Here is an 18,025-nt window from a genome sequence, read left to right as displayed (position 1 = left end):
AGCATTTGGGCCAGCCAAGCGAACAAGCATTTGCAGCGCCGATACAAGGACCGCGCACCAACAAGGCTGGATGTCATGACGTCCTTTGCTGGCCCCAATCTGGATGTCACGCAGGTTCTGCTGCTGTCCCTGTCTGAAGCCCACCCCAAGGACGACATCCATTTCTGGCTGCTTCATCAAAATATACCGGCGCGAAAAATCGCAGCACTTTCGGATTTTTGCACCAAACTGGGAAATATTACGCTGCAACAGGTGCAAGTTCCCGATCCGGCAGCCTTCGATAATCTAAAGGTCCTGGGGGGAAAGCCGGACAGCGCGCGGTTTTTGTGGTTCGTGGCCCATCAGCATCTGCCCAGCGATGTCACGCGCGTCATTTATCTGGATGCGCTGGACATTGTCGTGGTCGACGATCTTGTTCCGTTGCTTCATCACCCGTTTCTGGGAAAATATCTGGTCGCCTGCCGCGAGGCGCTGAATATCCCTCCGCTATTGATTGGGTCCGCACAACGTGCGCATGCGCTTGGCATGCCCAAACCCGTCATCCAGCATGTGGGGCAAGGGCTGATCAACAGCGGAGCCATCGTCTTGAATCTTGACAAATTTCGCCGCGACAAGGTCGAGATTGGCGATTACATCAAGGTTGCGGAATGGGCGTGCAACCGCTTGAACCTTGGCTTTGGCGATCAGGGCCTGTTCTCACTGACCCATGGCAGTCATTATACACGCGCGCATCATCGGTATAATTATCGCTTCTCCTACGATCTGCCAGACCGCTCTGTCCCGCATCCGGCGGTCATTCATTATGCGGGCAGGTCACTTCCCAAACCAATGCGCTTTGCCGTGACGACCGAGGTGGAACGGGTGGCCGGAAACCATCTGCGTCAATCGGGCGGGGTCGAGCTTGTCCTGCCGACAAAGGGCCGGATCAGGGCAACCCATCTGCCCTATTACCGCCTGTGGTGGGATATCTGTGCGCGAACCCCGTGCCACGCGCGCATCGCGCCGCAGGCGACCGAACGGATGACCAATGCGTTGGCGCAGATCGCTGCGGATTACGAAGCGCAGCGGGCAAAAGGTTAGCGATCAGTTCCCTCGACGGGCTTGTGCGCCGGAAAAATTTTGCCGGCTTCGATGCTACAGCGGGACTGTTTGCCACAAACGCACCTTCAGCCCGCCATGCGCAATGATCGGCCCCGGCGGCTGGAACGGCAGACCGGTGGCCTTGGCCAGCCCAGCTTCGCTGGTGACGATCCCCACGCGCCAGCCGCTGAACCGGCTGCGAAACACGTCACCCATGGCGGCGTGAAGGCCGTAAAGAGGGCCTTTGTTCCCAATCCGCGCGCCATAAGGTGGGTTCACGATAATGATGCCGGGTGCGGTTTCGGGAGGCTGCAAGTCGCTGATCTGGCAGATATCGAAACGTGTCAGCTCGGCCACGCCTGCGCGTTCGGCATTCTGCCGGCTCATGCGGATCGCGCCTGCGTCGCGGTCGCTGCCGAAGAACTGCAGTGGCGCGTTACGGCGCGTCACGGCATCCTTTAGCTTCCGCCATGCCTTCGGGTCGAAACTGGCAAGGTTTTCAAAGGCGAACTGCCGCGTCCGCCCCGGTGCCAGACCTGCGGCAATTTCGGCCGCTTCAATGACGAACGTGCCTGATCCGCACATCGGATCCAGCACCGCCTGCGTGCCGTCAAAGCCCATTTCGCGCAAAAACATGGCGGCCATGGTTTCCCGCATGGGGGCCTTGGCCACAGCTTCCTTATGGCCGCGTTTGTGCAAGGATTCGCCGGTCGTATCCAGACTGATCGTGACCAGATCATCCTCGATCCGAACCTTCACGACATTCGCCGCGTCGGCGGCAATCGTTGCGCCCAATTCCTCGGCAATCGCCCGTTCGATCCGCTGCGTGGCAGCACCGGCATGATAGATTTTCGATTTCCGCGAGATCGCCTCGATCTTGACGGGCAGGTCAGCGCGCAGCACATCCGCCCAGGGAAATTTCCGCGCCCGCTTGTCCAACTGCGCCAGATGCATCGCCCGAAAGCTGCCTACGCGGGCCAGAACCCGCGTCGCGCCGCGCAGCGTCAGATTTGCCTGCCAGACATCCTGCCATCCGCCGCGAATGGTGATGCCACCCGGCTGCACCTCGGGCGTCCAGCCAAGGTCGCGCACCTCGGCCGCCAAGGGCGCTTCCAGCCCCGGCGTCGCCACCAGAAAAATCTCGAAATTCTCGCTCATCACGCTGCCCTATATCGCACGGTCGCGGAAAGCGAGCGTTTAGCGCGACATCCGCCGGATCATGTCGATGGCCTGCCGCATCCGTTTGCTGTTCTGTCGCATTGCTTTGGCATTCTGCGCCGACTGCGCGGGCGTCTTGCCGCCGGATTTCGACATCCGGTCAATCGCCTTGTTCGTGCCCCAGTTCATCAGATGACGGGTCAGCATCCGGCCAAACATATTGAAAAGCTGGTTCGTGTTCATGGCCTACTCATCCTCGAACAGATCGTCTGCGGGGCCGCTAAATTCATCGTCCTCATCGGGTTGAGGGGTCAGCGGAACCATCAGCCCCTCGGCGGGCGGGCGGGATTCCAGCAATCCAGCGGCGCGAAGTTCGGACAGGCCGGGCAGATCGCGGGCGCTTTCAAGGCCGAAATGATCAAGAAAGGTTTCCGTCACCACGAAGGTCGCCGGGCGGCCCGGTGTCATGCGGCGGCGGCCGACGCGGACCCATTCCATTTCGATCAACTGATCCAATGTGCCCCGACTGACCGCAACGCCGCGAATTTCTTCAATCTCGGCGCGTGTGACGGGTTGGTGATAGGCGATGATCGCCAGCGTCTCGATGGCCGCGCGGGACAGGCGGCGCTGTTCCACCGTTTCCGTCTGCATCAGAAAGGACATATCGGATGCGGTTCGAAATGCGTAAGCATCGCCGATCCGTTCCAGCGACACCCCCCGGCCTTCGTAACGGCGGCGAAGCCCAACCAGAGCCTCGGCCGGGTCACAACCTGCGGGCATTCGGGTGGACAGGTCGCGCACGGACATGGGCTGGGCTGAGGCAAACAAAAGCGCCTCGACCATCCGCTCCTGCTCCTCGATCGGGGGCGGAGGGAAGGCTGGCGCGGTCGGCTGATCGTCCGCTTCGGGGGGATCGTTATGGGTCAGATCGGTCACGTTATTTGCGCTCGGTCGTGGGTTTCATGCGAAAGCTGATCGGCGCGAAAGATTCCGCCTGCCGTATCTCCAACCTGCCCTGCCGCGCAAGTTCCAACGAGGCGGCAAAGGTGGCGGCGGTGGCCGAGCGGCGGCGCTTGCCTTGCCCCTCCCAGCCATCAGGCAGAAAATCAACCAGCTGCGTCCATTCGCCCGCGAAGCCGATCAGATGGCGCAGACGGTCCAGCGCCTGTTCCATCGTATAGACATCCTGACGGTCAAAGGCGTAGGGACGAAATTCATCCTTGGTTTTCAGCCGCGCATAGGCGCGCATCAGATCAATCAACCCCGCTTGCCATTGGGTGCGGCGTTTGCGTGCGATGCTTTCGGGTGCGCCGCGTTGAAAACGGTTGATGCCCAGACGGTCGCGCCCCATCAGGCGGGCTGCCGCCTGACGCATGGCCTGCAACCGTTCCAGCTGGAAAGCCAGATGGGCGGCCATATCCTCGGCGCTTGGGCCTTCTGCTTCGGGATCGGGGGGCAAAAGCAGGCGCGATTTCAGGAACGCAAGCCAAGCTGCCATGACCAGATAATCGGCAGCCAGTTCAATGCGCAAAGCGCGGGCCTGTTCGACAAATTCCAGATATTGTTCTGCCAGATGCAGGACCGAGATTTTCATCAGGTCCACCTTCTGAGTCCGTGCCATTGTCAGCAGCAGATCCAGCGGTCCTTCATAGCCGTCCACATCGATAATCAGCGCCTCGTCCGCGCGGCGCTGCAGGATGGCGTTTGCGTCGAACTCATCCCCTGCCGGTTCGTCGGGAACGGCTTTCAGATAGGAAATATTGCCTGGTGACTTGGCCACGTGGCCTCCGCAGATACATCAGGGGAACAGCGTCTGCCCAAGCCGGGCCCGAGTCAAGCCGTGGCTGTCTGCGGCACCAATTGGCGCCATTCCGCAAATAACGCCTGACGGTCCAGTTCCTGCGGCGCATGACGCAGCGCCAGCGCGGCATCCGCGCGGCGCTGTGCATCACGCGACAGGGTGCCTGCGGCTGCCACGACCGGCTCCATGCTGGCGATGGTGCCGTTGCAATGCAGGACCAGATCGCAGCCCGCGGCGATTGACGCGGCTGCGCGTTCAGCCTCGGTTCCTGACAGGGCGTTCATGGTGATGTCATCGGTCATCAGCAGTCCATCAAAGCCGATATCATCGCGGATCAGGCCGATCATGCGGGTAGACGCGGTGGCGGGCGCATCATCCAGCGCGGTAAAGCGGATATGTGCGGTCATCCCCATCGGCAGATCGTTCAGCGCACGAAACGGGGCGAAATCCAGCGCCTCAAGGTCCGGCTGGCTGGCCGTGACCGTGGGCAGATCATGGTGGCTGTCGGCAATTGCGCGACCATGGCCCGGCATGTGCTTCATGACCGGCAGGACACCAGCGGCCAGCAGGCCATCGGCAGCGGCGCGGCCCAGTCCGGCAACACGCACCGGGTCCGTGCCAAAACAACGATTGCGCAGGAAAGGATGCGTGTCAGCCTGCGCGACATCCAGCGTGGGGGCGCAATCCGAATCAATGCCTGCCTCACGCAATTCGCGACCAATCAGATAATAACGCAGCCACATGGCGCGTTCACCGGCATCCGCCTGATCCAGCGGTGCGGGCCATTCCTGCCAATGCGGGGCACGAAGCCGCTGAACCCGGCCTCCTTCCTGATCGACGGTGATGACCGCGTCTCGGCCCACGGCGTTCCGCAGATCAGCGGTCAGGCGCCGCAACTGTTCAGGGCTTTCGACATTGCGTCCGAACAGGATGAAACCCCAGGGATCAGCCGAGCGAAAGAAATCCCGCTCGGCCGCCGTCAGGTCGGTCCCGGCGATCCCGCCAAGGATTGTCGCGTTCTGCGCCATGCTCAGTTCAGCGCAAGGCAGTCCGTGCCGCCGGATTTCAGCGCGTTACAGAAATCCCGCGCCTCACCCAGAGAGCCGAAACCGCCAACACGCAGACGCCAGAAGGTGCGCCCATTTTTCACATGTTCCTGAATGACCTGCTGCTTGCCCCCGAAAGAGTTGAATTTGCCAGCCAGACGGTTCCATTCATTCGATGCAATCGCGTTGCTGTCAAAGGCCCCAAGCTGAACCACAGCACCACTGACCGAAGAAACGGCCTGAGCAGGCGCAGCTGCTGCGGGTCGAGCGGCTGGTGCCTCTGCCGGGCGTTCAACCGGGGCTGCGGGACGGGCATCGGTTGCCGTCGTTCCAGCCGAAGCAACGCGGGTCGCGCGCGGGCGTGGGGCCGGACGTGGCGATTCTGTCAGCACCCCCGGATTTGCGGCCGCCTGTGCTTCGATCAAGGCGGCGCTGATCGCGTCGGTCTGGGCCGGGGCACCGGTTTCATCGGTCACGACCTCATTGATCGGGCCTTCTGCCGCCGGGGCATCGCTGATTGTCGCATTCGCGATGGCCTGGTTCGCCATTGCCAGACGCTCGGCTTCGGCTGCGGCCTGTTCCTGGGCCAGGGCGCGGGCTTCGCTGTCCGACATCGGCACGATCGGCTCGCCATCAAAGCTCAGCGGAATTTCCGATGAGTTTTCAGGCTGGCGTGCCGTCGCACCCAGATTGCCCATGGCGACATCTTCTTCCGACAATCCGGTCGCTGCGGGTGCGATTGCCACCTGATCGACCGGTTGATGGTCCGCACCTTCGGCCACGCCATTGACGGCATAGCCCGTATAGCTGGTCAATTCACCGCCCGGATTTTCGGGGGTGGTGCGGGCATCGCCTGCAATTGCCTTGATGACCGGCACGCCCGACACATCGCGCGACACCAGTTGCCAGCCCCAGACCAGCAAGCCGATCATCAGCGCCACCGATGCCAGCGCACCAAGATAATGCGTCAGACGAGAGATGCGCGCCGTCAGACCATCCGCACCTTGCGGATCTGCGGCGAAGCGCCCGTCACCATATTGGGACTGTGCATCGTCCCAATCATTTTGATCATAAGAAAATTCACGCCGCACTTTGTGCCGCGAAAATACGTATCCGCCTTCGCGGAAATCCATCACTGCCATTTGTCTGCCTGCCTGCCGGTTTGCCCGGATTACCGTTGACTGCTCTCAGACGTCCGACGATGGCGCCTTTATCAGCGCATTTCTTCCATCGGAGTGACGCCAAGGATACCCAGACCTGACGAAATGACAACGCCAACGGCACGAACAAGTGCAATTTTTGCCTGCGACGTGGCGAAATCGCCATCCTGCACAAAGCGCAAGGACACATCGTCATTACCGCGATTCCACAGCGAATGCAGGTCCGAGGCGATGTCATACAGGAAGAATGCGATGCGATGTGGTTCGTGCGCGCGGGCGGCGTGTTCGACCAGACGTGGCCATTCGGCAACTTTCCGGGCCAGTTCCAGTTCCGCAGGGTGGTTCAACTTGGACAGATCTGCTGCCTGCAGTGCAGAATCGCCGACATCGATTCCCGCTTCGGTCGCGCGGCGCAGCACGGAATGTGTCCGGGCGTTGGCGTATTGGACATACCAGACGGGGTTGTCCTTGGACTGCTCCAACACCTTGGCAAAGTCGAAATCCAGCGATGCGTCATTCTTGCGCGTCAGCATGATGAAGCGGGTCACGTCGGCTCCTGCCTCTTCCACGACATCGCGCAGTGTGACGAAGGTGCCGGCCCGCTTGGACATCTTGAAGGGCTCGCCATTCTTGAACAGCTTGACCAGCTGAATCAGCTTGATGTCCAGTGGCACGCGACCGTTCGACAGCGCCTTGACGACCGCATTCATACGCTTGACGTAGCCGCCATGGTCGGCCCCGAAAATGTCGATCAACTGTTCATAGCCACGGTCGATCTTGTCCCAGTGATACGCGATATCGGGCGCGAAATACGTCCAGGCGCCATCCGATTTCTGGATCGGGCGGTCCACATCGTCGCCAAAGGCGGTGGATTTGAACAACAGCTGCTCGCGTTCTTCCCAATCCTCGGGCAGCTTGCCCTTTGGCGGTTCCAGCACGCCGCGATAGATCAGCCCGGCGCTTTCCAGACGCGCAATGGCAGCCTCGATCTTGCCGCTGCCGTAAAGCGCCTTTTCGCTGGAATACTTGTCCATCTTCACGCCCAGCAGGGCCAGATCCTCGCCGATCATGGCCATCATGGCCTCGGTCGAGAAATCGCGGATATCTACCAGCCAGTCCTCTTCCGGCTTGTCGATCAGGCTGTCGCCATACTTCTCTTTCAGGGCCTGGCCGACGGGGATCAGATAATCGCCCGGATACAGGCCTTCGGCGATCTGCGGCTCCAGCCCGTTGGCTTCGCGGTAACGCTCATAGGCGGAACGCGCCAACACATCGACCTGCGCGCCACCGTCGTTGATGTAATACTCGCGGGTCACGTCATAGCCCGCGAAACCCAGCAGGCTGGCCAGCGCATCGCCAAATACCGCGCCGCGAACGTGACCGACATGCATCGGCCCGGTGGGGTTGGCACTGACAAATTCGACATTGATCCTGACATTCGCGCCCATGTCCGAACGGCCGAAATCCTTGCCCGCGCCCAACGCCTCGATAATGACGCCATGCCAGACGGTCGGCGCAAGGCGCAGATTCAGGAAACCCGGCCCGGCAACCTCGGCGGCGGTGATGCGATCATCGGTCAGCCGAGCGGCCAGCTTGTCGGCAATATCGCGCGGCTTCATGCCCGCAGGCTTGGCCAGAACCATCGCAGCATTCGTAGCCATGTCACCATGTGCGGGATCACGCGGAGGCTCGACCGCCACATTGGCGTAATCCAGCCCCGCCGGCAGTTCGCCCGCCGCAACCATTTGATCCAACGCCCCGACCACGAGACCACGAATATCGGTAAAGATGTTCATCTTGCCATTCCTGAAAACTGACAACCGGTTAACGCCGCCCACGCACAAAGGTCAACAGCCGCGGGGTTTCAGTCGCCAGATTCAATCATGCGCGATCACATCAGCGCGTATCTTCACCAATCAGATCGGGGTCGTCACGGTTGGTATTTTCATTGGCTTTCCCGGCGGTTTCCGTCGCTTGGTTACGCTTCACCGCTTCGGCTTCCTCCTTGGCAACCTGACGGGCCTTGCCTTTCATTTCGGTCTGCTGCTCGTTCTCGCGCCGGATATTCTCCGCAATCTCTGGCGGAATAAGTGAAACGAGGCGCATCCCCGGCTTACCTTCCAATTTTGCGGGGTCTTCGATGAACCATAATTCGCCATTGTTGATGGCAACCAGCGGCACGGCACCCTGGCGAACGTCGCGCCATTTTTCCAATGTGTATTCTGCGGTCAAGCGGGTCGTGCGGAATTCCCACCCCTCGGCCAGCAATTCGAGATATTGCGCCAAGGTGCGGTTGCCGTTGATGCTTCTGCCCCCCAATTGCGTGGGCAATGCGTGCCGGGCACGATCTTCCTTGTCGCGGGACACCTGCCAGATCGCTTCGCGACCAAATTCAGGGCCAAGATCAGTGGCGACCAGCGTGTTGTAGGCATCATTGTCAGACGCCGCCAAAATCGCGGAATAGGCGATGAATTCGACGTTGTTTTCGGCCGCCTCGCCCAGAATATCGCCATAGAACACAGGAACCCCGGCGGCGCGGGCTGTGCGCAGATGATCGCGGTTCGGATCGGTAATCAGCACCTGCACATCCGCCTTTTCCAACGCCTTCCCCAGACCGGTCGCAAACAGCGATCCGCCCGCCACGATCAACCCCGGCTTCCCACCCGAGGTCAGGTTCAGCCTGTCGGCCAGCGGCTTCAGGGTGAAACCGTGCAGAACCACCGTGGCCAGAACCAAAGCAAAGGCAAGCTGCGCAATCTGGCTGCCATCTTCGATCCCGGTCGAGGCAAGACGCTCGGCAAAAACGCCGGAAACTGCGACCAACACCACGCCACGCGGGCCGGTCAGCGCGATCAGCAATTTCTCGTTCCATGGCAGGTTCGTTCCGATCAGCGAAATCAGAACCGTCAGCGGTCGGGCCACACAGACCACCAGCACCACGAACAGGATCGTGCGCCACCAGTTCAGCTGTGCCAATGCTTCGAATTTTATCCCGGCAGCCAGCAGGATGAACACGCCCGAAACCAACAGAATGGTTGCGTGTTCCTTGAATCGGTAAAGCTCGTAATAGCTGGGCAGATCCGCGTTCGCGATCACCAGCCCCATGACGGTGACGGCCAGCAGCCCGCTTTCATGCATGATCGAATCCGACACCGCGAAAACCGCCAGAACGGTCACGAATAGCAGCGGAACCTTCATATATTCGGGCACCCAACCTTCGCGGAATGCCTGAACGATAATCCAACCTGCAGCCACCCCGACTGCTGTGGCAAAGCCGATCCCAAGGCCAAGTTCCAGCAATGCTTCAGAGGCGGGAACATCGCTGTGCATGACGACAACGATCCCAAGCGCCAGAACGGCGACCAGCGCACCGATCGGATCGTTGACAATCCCTTCCCATTGCAAAATCTGCGCGGGCCGCGACTGCAATTTCGCCTGACGCAACAGTGGCGCAATGACGGTGGGGCCGGTCACGATCATGATGCCCCCGAACACCATGGACGATTCCCAGCTAAGCCCCGCGCCAAATCGCAAAACCAGCGTTGACATCAGCCAGCCCAATGGTGCGCCGATATAGACCAGCCTTCGGACGGCGGGGCGTGCATCGGCCAGTTGCTTGAAGCTGAGAGTCAGGCCGCCCTCGAAAAGAATGACTGCCACCGCCAGCGAGATCATCGGCGCAACCAGATCACCGATATCGCGTTCGGGAACAAAAATGCCGGTGACCGGGCCAAGAATAAGCCCCGCGACAAGCATCAGCACGATAGCCGGCAGGCGGAAACGCCATGCCAGCCACTGTGCCGCAACCCCTGCCGCCCCCACAATTGCGAATGCCTCGATGGGGTTCAAACCGCCTGCCGCCTCTGTCGCCATAATGTCCCGCTAACCGCTCTTGTTCACTGTTGTTCGCGCAGAACCATCCAAAAGCCGAAAGGGTTCCTGACGCGCCGCGCAATTTACACGGCAAACCCGTGAAAATGTTGACGATCCGCCCGGTTTGGTCTAGGGGGTTGCAGCCCGCATCCGGCGGGTGACCGAAGGGGCGTGAAAGACTGCGTCCCAGATCGCCGTGACACAGCCCGGTCTGGGCTACGGCAAGGAACGCATCGGCGCACCCATTTTTGGGGCGCAAATCAGGAACGCAAGAAAGCCCCGAATGACGAAATTTTCTGATCTCAAACTTGACCCCAAAGTGCTGAAAGCGATTGTCGAAGCGGGGTATGACAATCCGACGCCGATCCAGGCCGGGGCTATTCCGCCTGCATTGGAAGGTCGTGATGTTCTTGGGATCGCGCAAACCGGCACCGGGAAGACCGCCAGCTTTACGCTGCCGATGATCACCCTTCTGGGTCGTGGCCGTGCCCGCGCCCGGATGCCGCGTTCACTGGTTCTGTGCCCGACGCGTGAACTGGCAGCCCAGGTGGCCGAGAATTTTGACATCTACGCCAAACACACCAAACTGACCAAGGCGCTGCTGATCGGCGGCGTGTCCTTTGCCGAACAGGACAAGCTGATCGACCGCGGCGTGGACGTGCTGATCGCCACACCGGGGCGCCTTCTGGACCATTTCGAACGTGGCAAGCTGTTGCTGACGGGCGTGCAGATCATGGTTGTCGACGAGGCCGACCGGATGCTGGATATGGGGTTCATCCCCGATATCGAACGCATCTTCCAACTGACCCCATTCACCCGCCAGACGCTGTTCTTCAGCGCCACCATGGCACCTGAAATCGAACGCATTACCAACACCTTCCTGCACACGCCGGAACGGATCGAGGTTGCGCGTCAGGCCACGACCAGCGAAACCATTACGCAGCGTCTGGTTGAGCTGACCCCCACACGGCGGGATCAGACCGCCAAACAGAAGCGCGATCTTATGCGTGCGCTGATTGACGCGGAAGGCGACAAGCTGACCAACGCGATCATCTTCTGCAACCGCAAGACGGATGTGGACATCGTCGACAAGTCGCTGAAAAAGCATGGGTATGACGCCGCACCGATCCACGGTGATCTGGATCAGTCGCACCGGACCCGCACGCTTGAGGCGTTCCGCGTTGGCAAGCTGCGTTTTCTGGTTGCCTCTGACGTGGCTGCGCGCGGTCTGGACATTCCGGCTGTCAGCCATGTTTTCAACTTCGACTTGCCCGGCCATGCCGAGGATTATGTTCACCGTATCGGACGCACCGGGCGCGCAGGTCGGCTTGGCACCGCCATCAGCATCGCCACCCCTTCGGATGAAAAGCTTCTGGCGGCGATTGAGAACCTGGTGAAACAGACATTGCCCCGCGCTCCGATCCCGGAGGGTTTTTCTTTGTCGGAATCGGATCGCCCGCAGCGTTCGGGCCGTGAGGATCGCAAGGGACGCGACAAGCGCCGTCGGGGCCATCGCGACGAAGAACATAGCAAGGATACCGGCGTGGACGCCCAAAGCGAAAATCACCGCGAAGAACGTCAGGAACCGCAAAAGCGCGAGCGTTTTGACGACCGCAAGGAACGCCGTGACGATAGCCGTCGCGACGAGACGCGTCGTGACGAGACGCGTCGTGATGACAGCCGCCGTGATGACAGCCGCCGTGATGACAGCCGCCGTGATGATCGCCGCGATGATCGCCGCGACGATCAACGGCGCGACCGCCGCAATCGCGGTCGTTATGATGACCGCGGTCCGGCTGTGATGGGCATGGGTGATCATGTTCCGGAATTCATGCTGGTCGAATTGCGCACATCTCAATTCGCACAGGACGACGATACGGCCGAGATCGTTGAAATCACGCAAGAGCAGCCGACCCCGAAGCCCGAGGAGAAATCGGGCAACAAACGGGGCCGTTCGCGTCGTCGCTCGTCGCGTCAGGACACGGCGGAAGCAGCGGCAAACGATACCGTCGCCGCGCCAGTTACGGGGGATACGGTGACTGAGGAGCAGCCTGCTTTGCAGGTGGTGGCCGTGATCGCGCCAGTCGCGGTCGGCGAATATCCCGAAGTTCCCGCCGCACCAAAGCGCACGCGTCGCAAAAAGGCCGAAGCTAAAGATGAAACCGTCGCGGAGGACGCCGCAAAGCCGCGCAAGACCCGCAGCCGCAAACCCAAAACAGAAGCCGAAGTGACGGCGACTCCGGAAGAACAGCCGATCGTAGAAGAAAAGCCGGTCGCAGAAGAAAAGCCGAAACGCACGCGCCGCAAAAAGGCCGAACCAGAAGCCGATGCCAGCGCGGAAGCGGTTGAAAAGCCCAAACGCACCCGTCGCAAAAAGGCCGAGCCCGTTGCTGAAAATGGTGACGCTGACGCCGAGGCGTGATTGCAGGCCAGGCGTAACTTGACGACCCCACCTCACCTGCCTCGTCGCAGGCCCAGCCTGCTGCGATTGTTGCCGGATTTTGGTCTTGGGCTGATCGCCGCCCTTGGCCTTGCGCCGTTCAACGTCTGGGGCGCGTCCGTTATCGCATTGGCAGTGTTGCTGTGGCGTTTGTCACGCGCACAGCCGCATACGGTTTTCTGGCACGCCTTGGCCGCCGGTTTCGGTTGGTTCGGCCTTGCCATGAGCTGGATCATCGATCCATTTCTGGTCGAGCCAGAAGTTTATGGCTGGATGGCCCCCTTTGCCCTGTTTTTCATGGCACTAGGCGGCGCCCTGTTCTGGGCACTCCCGGCATGGATCGCAACGCGCGGCAGCCTCGGCTGGCGGGCGCAGGCCGTTGCAATTGCCATCGCCCTGGTCGTTTCGGACTGGTTGCGCGGCTGGATTTTTACCGGCCTGCCCTGGGCGCAGATCGGCCAGATCTGGATTGGAACGCCCATAGCCCAAAGCGCGGCCTGGATTGGCGCAACAGGGCTTTCATTCCTGACGCTGCTGATGGCGGTTCTTCCCACGCTTTTGGCTCGTCCATCCGAGGCGATCAAAGCCTCTCGCTTCGTGCCGGGGACGATCGCCTCGATCATGCTGATCGGCGCCGTTTGGGCCGCAGGCATGGCACGTCTGGCCGCACCTTTGCCCGCAGACCACCAAACCATTATCCGCGTCGTCCAACCCAATGCCGAACAGCGTCTGAAATGGGACCCAGAATGGTCGGGCATTTTCTTCCGCCGCCTGCTGGATATTTCAGCCGAACCGGGCTCGCGCGATCTGGTCATCTGGCCGGAAACGGCTGTCAATTTTCTGTTGGAAGACGCCAGCGATCTGTTGCCTGTGATGTCACAAGCGGCCGATGCCCCGCTGATCATGGGAATCCAACGCCGCGAAGGCAGCCGCTATTACAACAGCCTCGTCACGCTGAATGCGGGCGCCTCGCTTGGCCCGGTCTACGACAAATTCCATCTGGTTCCATTTGGCGAATATATTCCCTGGGGGGATATGATGGCAAAAATCGGCATTTCGGCCTTTGCCGCGCAGGAAGGTCACGGATATTCCCCCGGCACCGGCCCCCGCGTCATCCAGCTTGGCCAAAATATCCCCGATTTTCAGCCTTTGATTTGCTATGAGGCAATCTTTCCGCAGCATTTGCGTGCTGTCGACGACCGCCCCGGATGGCTGTTGCAGGCCACGAATGACGCGTGGTTCGGCAAGTTTTCCGGCCCCTACCAACATCTTGAGCAGGCCCAATTGCGTGCCATCGAAGCCGGCCTGCCGCTGATCCGTGCCGCCAATACGGGCGTCAGCGCGGTCATAGATGCGCGGGGCGATATTCGCGTCTCACTTGGCATGAGCCAGCAAGGGAAAATTGATGCTCAATTGCCTGCGGCGCTGCCAGAAACCTTCTGGATCAGATGGGGTAACGCACCGATCCTGCTGCTGACAGCAATCTTGGGTGCGGCAATCGCGATCCGCCGCCGCACCTGATTTCTTCTTTGCTTAAATACCCACAGGAAGCCCGCCTGAAGGACGGCGGAGCATCAATCTCCGTCCACGCCGAATCAATCACGGAAATTGCGGCTGTCCTTGAGCTGATCCCACGCCCAAACGACCTCGGCCAGACGGTCTTCGTCGGAACGGTCACCGCCATTCATGTCAGGGTGCAAGTCCTTCACCAGCGATTTGTATTGCTTCCGAATCTCGACGCGCGTCCAGGTGTCCTTGGCTTCAAGGATTTCCAGCGCCTTGCGTTCGGTCGGAGGCAGCTTGCGGCTGATCTTGGCGCGTGCCTCGGGCGACGTGCCGTTGGCCCCCAGAATTTCCAAGGGGTCACTGACGCCATGACGCGCCCATTTCTGCTCTTCCGCGGCACGTCCGAAGGGTTTGGTCGGGCGTTCCCACACGGTGGCATTATCAATGAATTGCTGGAATTCTTCCTCGCTTTGACCCTGAAAGTAATTCCAGTTCGCATTGTATTCGCGAACATGTTCTTTGCAGAACCAAAAATAATCGTCCAAATTCCGCGGATTCTTGGGCGCACGATATTGGCCCGGCTCGTCGCAGCCCTCTTTCTCGCAGACGCGAGTCGAGGTCTCGAAGGCACCGGACATACCACGGCGTCCTTTATTCCGCCGCTTTTTATCCTTGGCGGCAGAGATATCGAATCCGAACGGGTCACTACTGCTCATTCTGGGCACCTTTGCGTTTCGGAGGCAACACTTTAAGCTATTTCACGCGACATGAAAGGTCTTGACGAAGGGAAGTGGTGATGATCGTCGATGAAATGAAGGAAAGACTGGCTGTTTTGCAGCCAACGCGGCTGGACGTGGTCGACGAAAGCGAAAGCCATCGCGGTCACGCGGGCTATCGCGACGGCGGTGAAAGCCATTTTCGCATTCGCATGGCCAGTCCGGTCTTTACCGGCATGGGTCGGGTGCAACGTCACAGGCTGGTCCATGAGACCCTGGGCGATATCGTTCCGAGGATTCATGCCCTGGCGCTGGAACTGGCCGAAAGCTAGGCCGTTAGCGCCCACAGGCTTGTCGCTGGAAAATGCCCCGCGTAGAAGCTCGCATAAATAAGCTGTCAAGCAAGGAAAAACCATGAGCACGCCCAAGGATTTCAATGATCGTATGCTGTCGTTGGGGCTGGCCCGCGTCAGCGAAGCTGCGGCACATGCCTCGGCCCTGCTGATCGGTCGCGGGGACGAAAAAGCCGCCGATCAGGCAGCGGTCAATGCCATGCGCGATCAGTTGAACATGCTGGACATCAAGGGTGTGGTCGTCATCGGCGAGGGCGAACGTGACGAAGCCCCGATGCTGTATATCGGCGAAGAAGTCGGCACCGGCAACGGTCCCGATGTGGACATCCGCTGGACCCGCTGGAAGGGACCACGCTGACCGCCAAGGATATGCCCAATGCCCTGACTGTGATCGCCATGGCTCCACGCGGCACGCTGCTGCATGCGCCGGACGTTTACATGGACAAGCTGGCGATTGGTCCGGGCTATGCCAAGGATGTGGTTAGCCTGGACATGACCCCATCCGAGCGGGTGCACGCCCTGGCCAAGGCACGCGGCGTCAAAGGCAGCGATATCACGGTCTGTATCCTTGAACGCCCGCGTCACGAAGACATGATTGCAGAGGTTCGCGAAACCGGTGCCGCCATTCGTCTGATCACGGATGGCGACGTCGCAGGTGTCATTCACACCGCCGAAGCCGAATTGACCGGGATCGACATGTATATGGGTTCCGGCGGTGCGCCTGAAGGAGTTCTGGCGGCATCGGCACTGAAATGCATGGGCGGCCAGATCTGGGGCCGCTTGCTGTTTCGCAATGACGATGAGGTTGCGCGGGCGCGCAAGGCAGGCATCACGGATCTGAACCGCATCTATTCGCGCGATGAGTTGGTGACTGCAGATGTGATTTTCGCTGCGACCGGCGTCACCAATGGCTCGATCGTTGCCGGCGTAAAGCGCGAGCCTGGCTATCTGCAAACGGAAACCATCCTGATGCGGTCGAAAACCGGCTCGGTTCGTCGGATGATCTATCGCAACCCGATCAAGTAAGATATCGGAAGGCAGGGGGCTTTGCCCCCGGCCCTGCGGGCCTCCCCCAGGGTATTTTCACAAAGAAGAAATCGAGGCAGCGTGGCGTTTCTTGGCATCGAGCAATCGCTGACCGGGCGTCGTTGGATTGGCCCAGAGGCGCCGGTTGAACGGCTGGCGGAAGGCTTGGCGCAGCAAACCGGCCTGCCCCTGTCGGTGACGCGGATTCTGGCGGAACGTGGGGTTGAGGCTGCGGATGCCGAGAGCTTCTTGACGCCCAAGTTGAGGGATCTTCTTCCTGATCCGTTGAAACTGCGTGATATGGAGACGGCAGCCGAACGACTGGTGGACGCCACTGTCAAAGGGCAGCGTATTGCGATTTTTGCCGATTATGATGTGGATGGCGGATCGTCGGCGGCATTATTGCTGGATTGGCTGCGCGGCCAGGGGCGGGATGCGACGCTGTATATCCCTGACCGGATAGACGAAGGATATGGGCCCAATGTGCCCGCCATGTCGTCGCTGGCGGCCGACCATGATCTGATTATTTGCGTTGATTGTGGAACACTTAGTCACGACGCGCTTGCGGCGGCGGCGGCTGCCGATGTGATCGTTCTGGATCACCATCTTGGCGCGGAAACCTTGCCGCCCGCACTGGCTGTGGTGAACCCGAACCGCACAGATGAAAGCGGTGATCTGGGTTATCTTTGCGCGGCTGGCGTGGTCTTTCTGACCCTGGTTCAGGCCGGTCGCGTCTTGCGCAAGCTGGAAAAGCCCGAACCTGACTTGATGGCTTTGCTGGACCTTGTCGCGCTGGCGACCATTGCCGATGTCGCGCCCTTGGTCGGCGTCAATCGGGCCTTTGTCCGACAGGGTCTGACCGTCATGGCCCGCAGGCAGCGTCCCGGTCTGGTTGCCCTATCGGATGTCGCACGGCTGGATGGGCCGCCAAGTGCCTTTCATCTGGGGTTTCTGCTGGGGCCACGCATCAATGCCGGGGGGCGCGTCGGTCGTGCCGATCTGGGGGCACTGTGTCTGGCTGCCCGCGATCCTCGCGAAGCACTGCGGCTGGCCGAGCAGTTGGATGAGTTGAACCGCGAACGCCGCGCTATTGAATCCGCTGTGCGCGAAGAAGCCTTGGCACAGGTCGACGCGCGCGGTGATACCTTACTGTCATGGGCCGCGGGTCAGGGATGGCATCCCGGCGTTGTGGGCATCGTCGCGGCCCGCATCAAAGAGGCGACAGACCGCCCGTCCGTCGTGATCGGCGTGGAAGCGGGCATCGGAAAAGGCTCGGCGCGGTCGGTTCCGGGCGTCGATCTGGGCCGTGCGATCCAGCGCCTTGCCCGCGAAGACTTGCTGATCAAGGGCGGGGGGCATGAGATGGCTGCCGGTCTGACAGTCGCGGAAGAGATGATCCAGCCAGCGATGGAACGTCTGGCCGAACTTATCTCTCGTGATCTGGAAAATCGCACCGGAACGAACGAGTTACGCGTCTCGGGCCTGCTGGAAAGCAGCGGAGCAACCCCACAACTGTATCGGCAATTGGAAGATGCAGGCCCCTTTGGCCAGGCCGCACCGGCCCCGCGTTTCGTCTTTGCCGATCAATTGATCGACAGCGTCAGCACCATGGGCGACAATCACCTGCGATTGTCGTTTCGCAGCGCCGGATCGCCCGCGCTGGAAGCCGTTGCCTGGGGGGCGATGTCGGGGCCGCTTGGTCCTGCCCTGATGGGGGCCAAGGGACGGCGTTTCCATCTGGCTGGCAAACTGGATCTATCGACCTGGGGCGGCCGTGAACGGCTGCGCCTGCGGCTGGACGATGCGGCATCGGCCTGAACCGCATCCTCTGGTCACCGGCTTGAGGCGTCGATAACGTGACCCCAA

Annotated in this window: 13 protein-coding genes and 2 pseudogenes; 6 read left to right on the top strand and 9 right to left on the bottom strand. The window is 60.7% G+C overall.

The features are described from left to right. Window positions 1-75: 75 nt before the first annotated feature. Window positions 76-1,080: a glycosyltransferase family 8 protein gene (locus tag H4P12_RS08170; protein ID WP_187793145.1), complete on the top strand. Its 1,005-nt coding sequence runs from the start codon at window positions 76-78 to the stop codon at window positions 1,078-1,080. A gap of 54 nt (window positions 1,081-1,134) precedes the next feature. Here H4P12_RS08170 and H4P12_RS08165 read toward each other — a convergent pair whose 3' ends face one another. From H4P12_RS08165 to H4P12_RS08130, 8 genes are all read right to left on the bottom strand, one after another. Further along, complete coding sequence (locus H4P12_RS08165) at window positions 1,135-2,238, bottom strand: THUMP domain-containing class I SAM-dependent RNA methyltransferase (RefSeq protein WP_187793144.1); 1,104 nt, start codon at window positions 2,236-2,238, stop codon at window positions 1,135-1,137. A gap of 39 nt (window positions 2,239-2,277) precedes the next feature. Continuing rightward, window positions 2,278-2,481 carry a hypothetical protein gene (locus tag H4P12_RS08160; RefSeq protein WP_187793143.1) on the bottom strand — a complete coding sequence of 68 codons (204 nt, stop codon included), beginning with the start codon at window positions 2,479-2,481 and terminating at the stop codon, window positions 2,278-2,280. Window positions 2,482-2,484: 3 nt separating this feature from the next. Continuing rightward, window positions 2,485-3,081 (bottom strand): SMC-Scp complex subunit ScpB, encoded by a 597-nt coding sequence (gene scpB, locus H4P12_RS08155; protein ID WP_187793361.1) that lies wholly within the window; start codon window positions 3,079-3,081, stop codon window positions 2,485-2,487. Between the two features lie 94 nt (window positions 3,082-3,175). Continuing rightward, window positions 3,176-3,988 (bottom strand): segregation and condensation protein A, encoded by an 813-nt coding sequence (locus tag H4P12_RS08150; protein WP_425498210.1) that lies wholly within the window; start codon window positions 3,986-3,988, stop codon window positions 3,176-3,178. A gap of 83 nt (window positions 3,989-4,071) precedes the next feature. Then, on the bottom strand, window positions 4,072-5,067 hold the full coding sequence (gene nagZ, locus H4P12_RS08145; protein WP_187793142.1) for a beta-N-acetylhexosaminidase: 996 nt from the start codon (window positions 5,065-5,067) through the stop codon (window positions 4,072-4,074). 2 nt (window positions 5,068-5,069) lie between these two features. Further along, a complete protein-coding gene (locus tag H4P12_RS08140) occupies window positions 5,070-6,227 on the bottom strand; it encodes an SPOR domain-containing protein (RefSeq protein ID WP_187793141.1) in 1,158 nt (385 codons plus the stop codon). Window positions 6,228-6,298: 71 nt separating this feature from the next. Beyond that, window positions 6,299-8,041 carry an arginine--tRNA ligase gene (gene argS / locus H4P12_RS08135; RefSeq protein ID WP_187793140.1) on the bottom strand — a complete coding sequence of 581 codons (1,743 nt, stop codon included), beginning with the start codon at window positions 8,039-8,041 and terminating at the stop codon, window positions 6,299-6,301. Between the two features lie 100 nt (window positions 8,042-8,141). After that, complete coding sequence (locus H4P12_RS08130) at window positions 8,142-10,118, bottom strand: cation:proton antiporter (RefSeq protein ID WP_187793139.1); 1,977 nt, start codon at window positions 10,116-10,118, stop codon at window positions 8,142-8,144. A gap of 283 nt (window positions 10,119-10,401) precedes the next feature. Between H4P12_RS08130 and H4P12_RS08125 the strand changes: the two are divergent. Beyond that, window positions 10,402-12,048 (top strand): annotated as a pseudogene (locus H4P12_RS08125) (DEAD/DEAH box helicase); the annotation flags it as partial. A gap of 510 nt (window positions 12,049-12,558) precedes the next feature. Continuing rightward, a complete protein-coding gene (gene lnt / locus H4P12_RS08120) occupies window positions 12,559-14,079 on the top strand; it encodes an apolipoprotein N-acyltransferase (protein WP_246449045.1) in 1,521 nt (506 codons plus the stop codon). A 74-nt stretch (window positions 14,080-14,153) separates the two neighbouring features. Here lnt and H4P12_RS08115 read toward each other — a convergent pair whose 3' ends face one another. Beyond that, window positions 14,154-14,780, bottom strand: a complete 627-nt coding sequence (locus tag H4P12_RS08115; protein WP_187793137.1) for a J domain-containing protein — start codon at window positions 14,778-14,780, stop codon at window positions 14,154-14,156. An 80-nt stretch (window positions 14,781-14,860) separates the two neighbouring features. On the opposite strand from H4P12_RS08115, the gene H4P12_RS08110 reads away from it, so the two are divergent. The 3 genes and pseudogenes from H4P12_RS08110 (at window position 14,861) to recJ (ending at window position 17,977) form a co-directional block, all read left to right on the top strand. Continuing rightward, complete coding sequence (locus H4P12_RS08110; RefSeq protein ID WP_187793136.1) at window positions 14,861-15,112, top strand: BolA family protein; 252 nt, start codon at window positions 14,861-14,863, stop codon at window positions 15,110-15,112. An 82-nt stretch (window positions 15,113-15,194) separates the two neighbouring features. Continuing rightward, a pseudogene (glpX, locus tag H4P12_RS08105) lies at window positions 15,195-16,159 on the top strand (class II fructose-bisphosphatase). An 81-nt stretch (window positions 16,160-16,240) separates the two neighbouring features. Beyond that, the gene (gene recJ / locus H4P12_RS08100; RefSeq protein WP_187793135.1) at window positions 16,241-17,977 is read left to right on the top strand and encodes a single-stranded-DNA-specific exonuclease RecJ; all 1,737 of its coding nucleotides are present in this window, start codon (window positions 16,241-16,243) and stop codon (window positions 17,975-17,977) included. Window positions 17,978-18,025 lie beyond the last annotated feature (48 nt).

Source organism: Paracoccus amoyensis (assembly GCF_014490725.1).
GTDB classification, from domain to species: Bacteria; Pseudomonadota; Alphaproteobacteria; order Rhodobacterales; family Rhodobacteraceae; genus Paracoccus; species Paracoccus amoyensis.
Note: the sequence above shows the minus strand (reverse complement) of the source record. Positions and strands in the feature narration are given on the sequence as shown.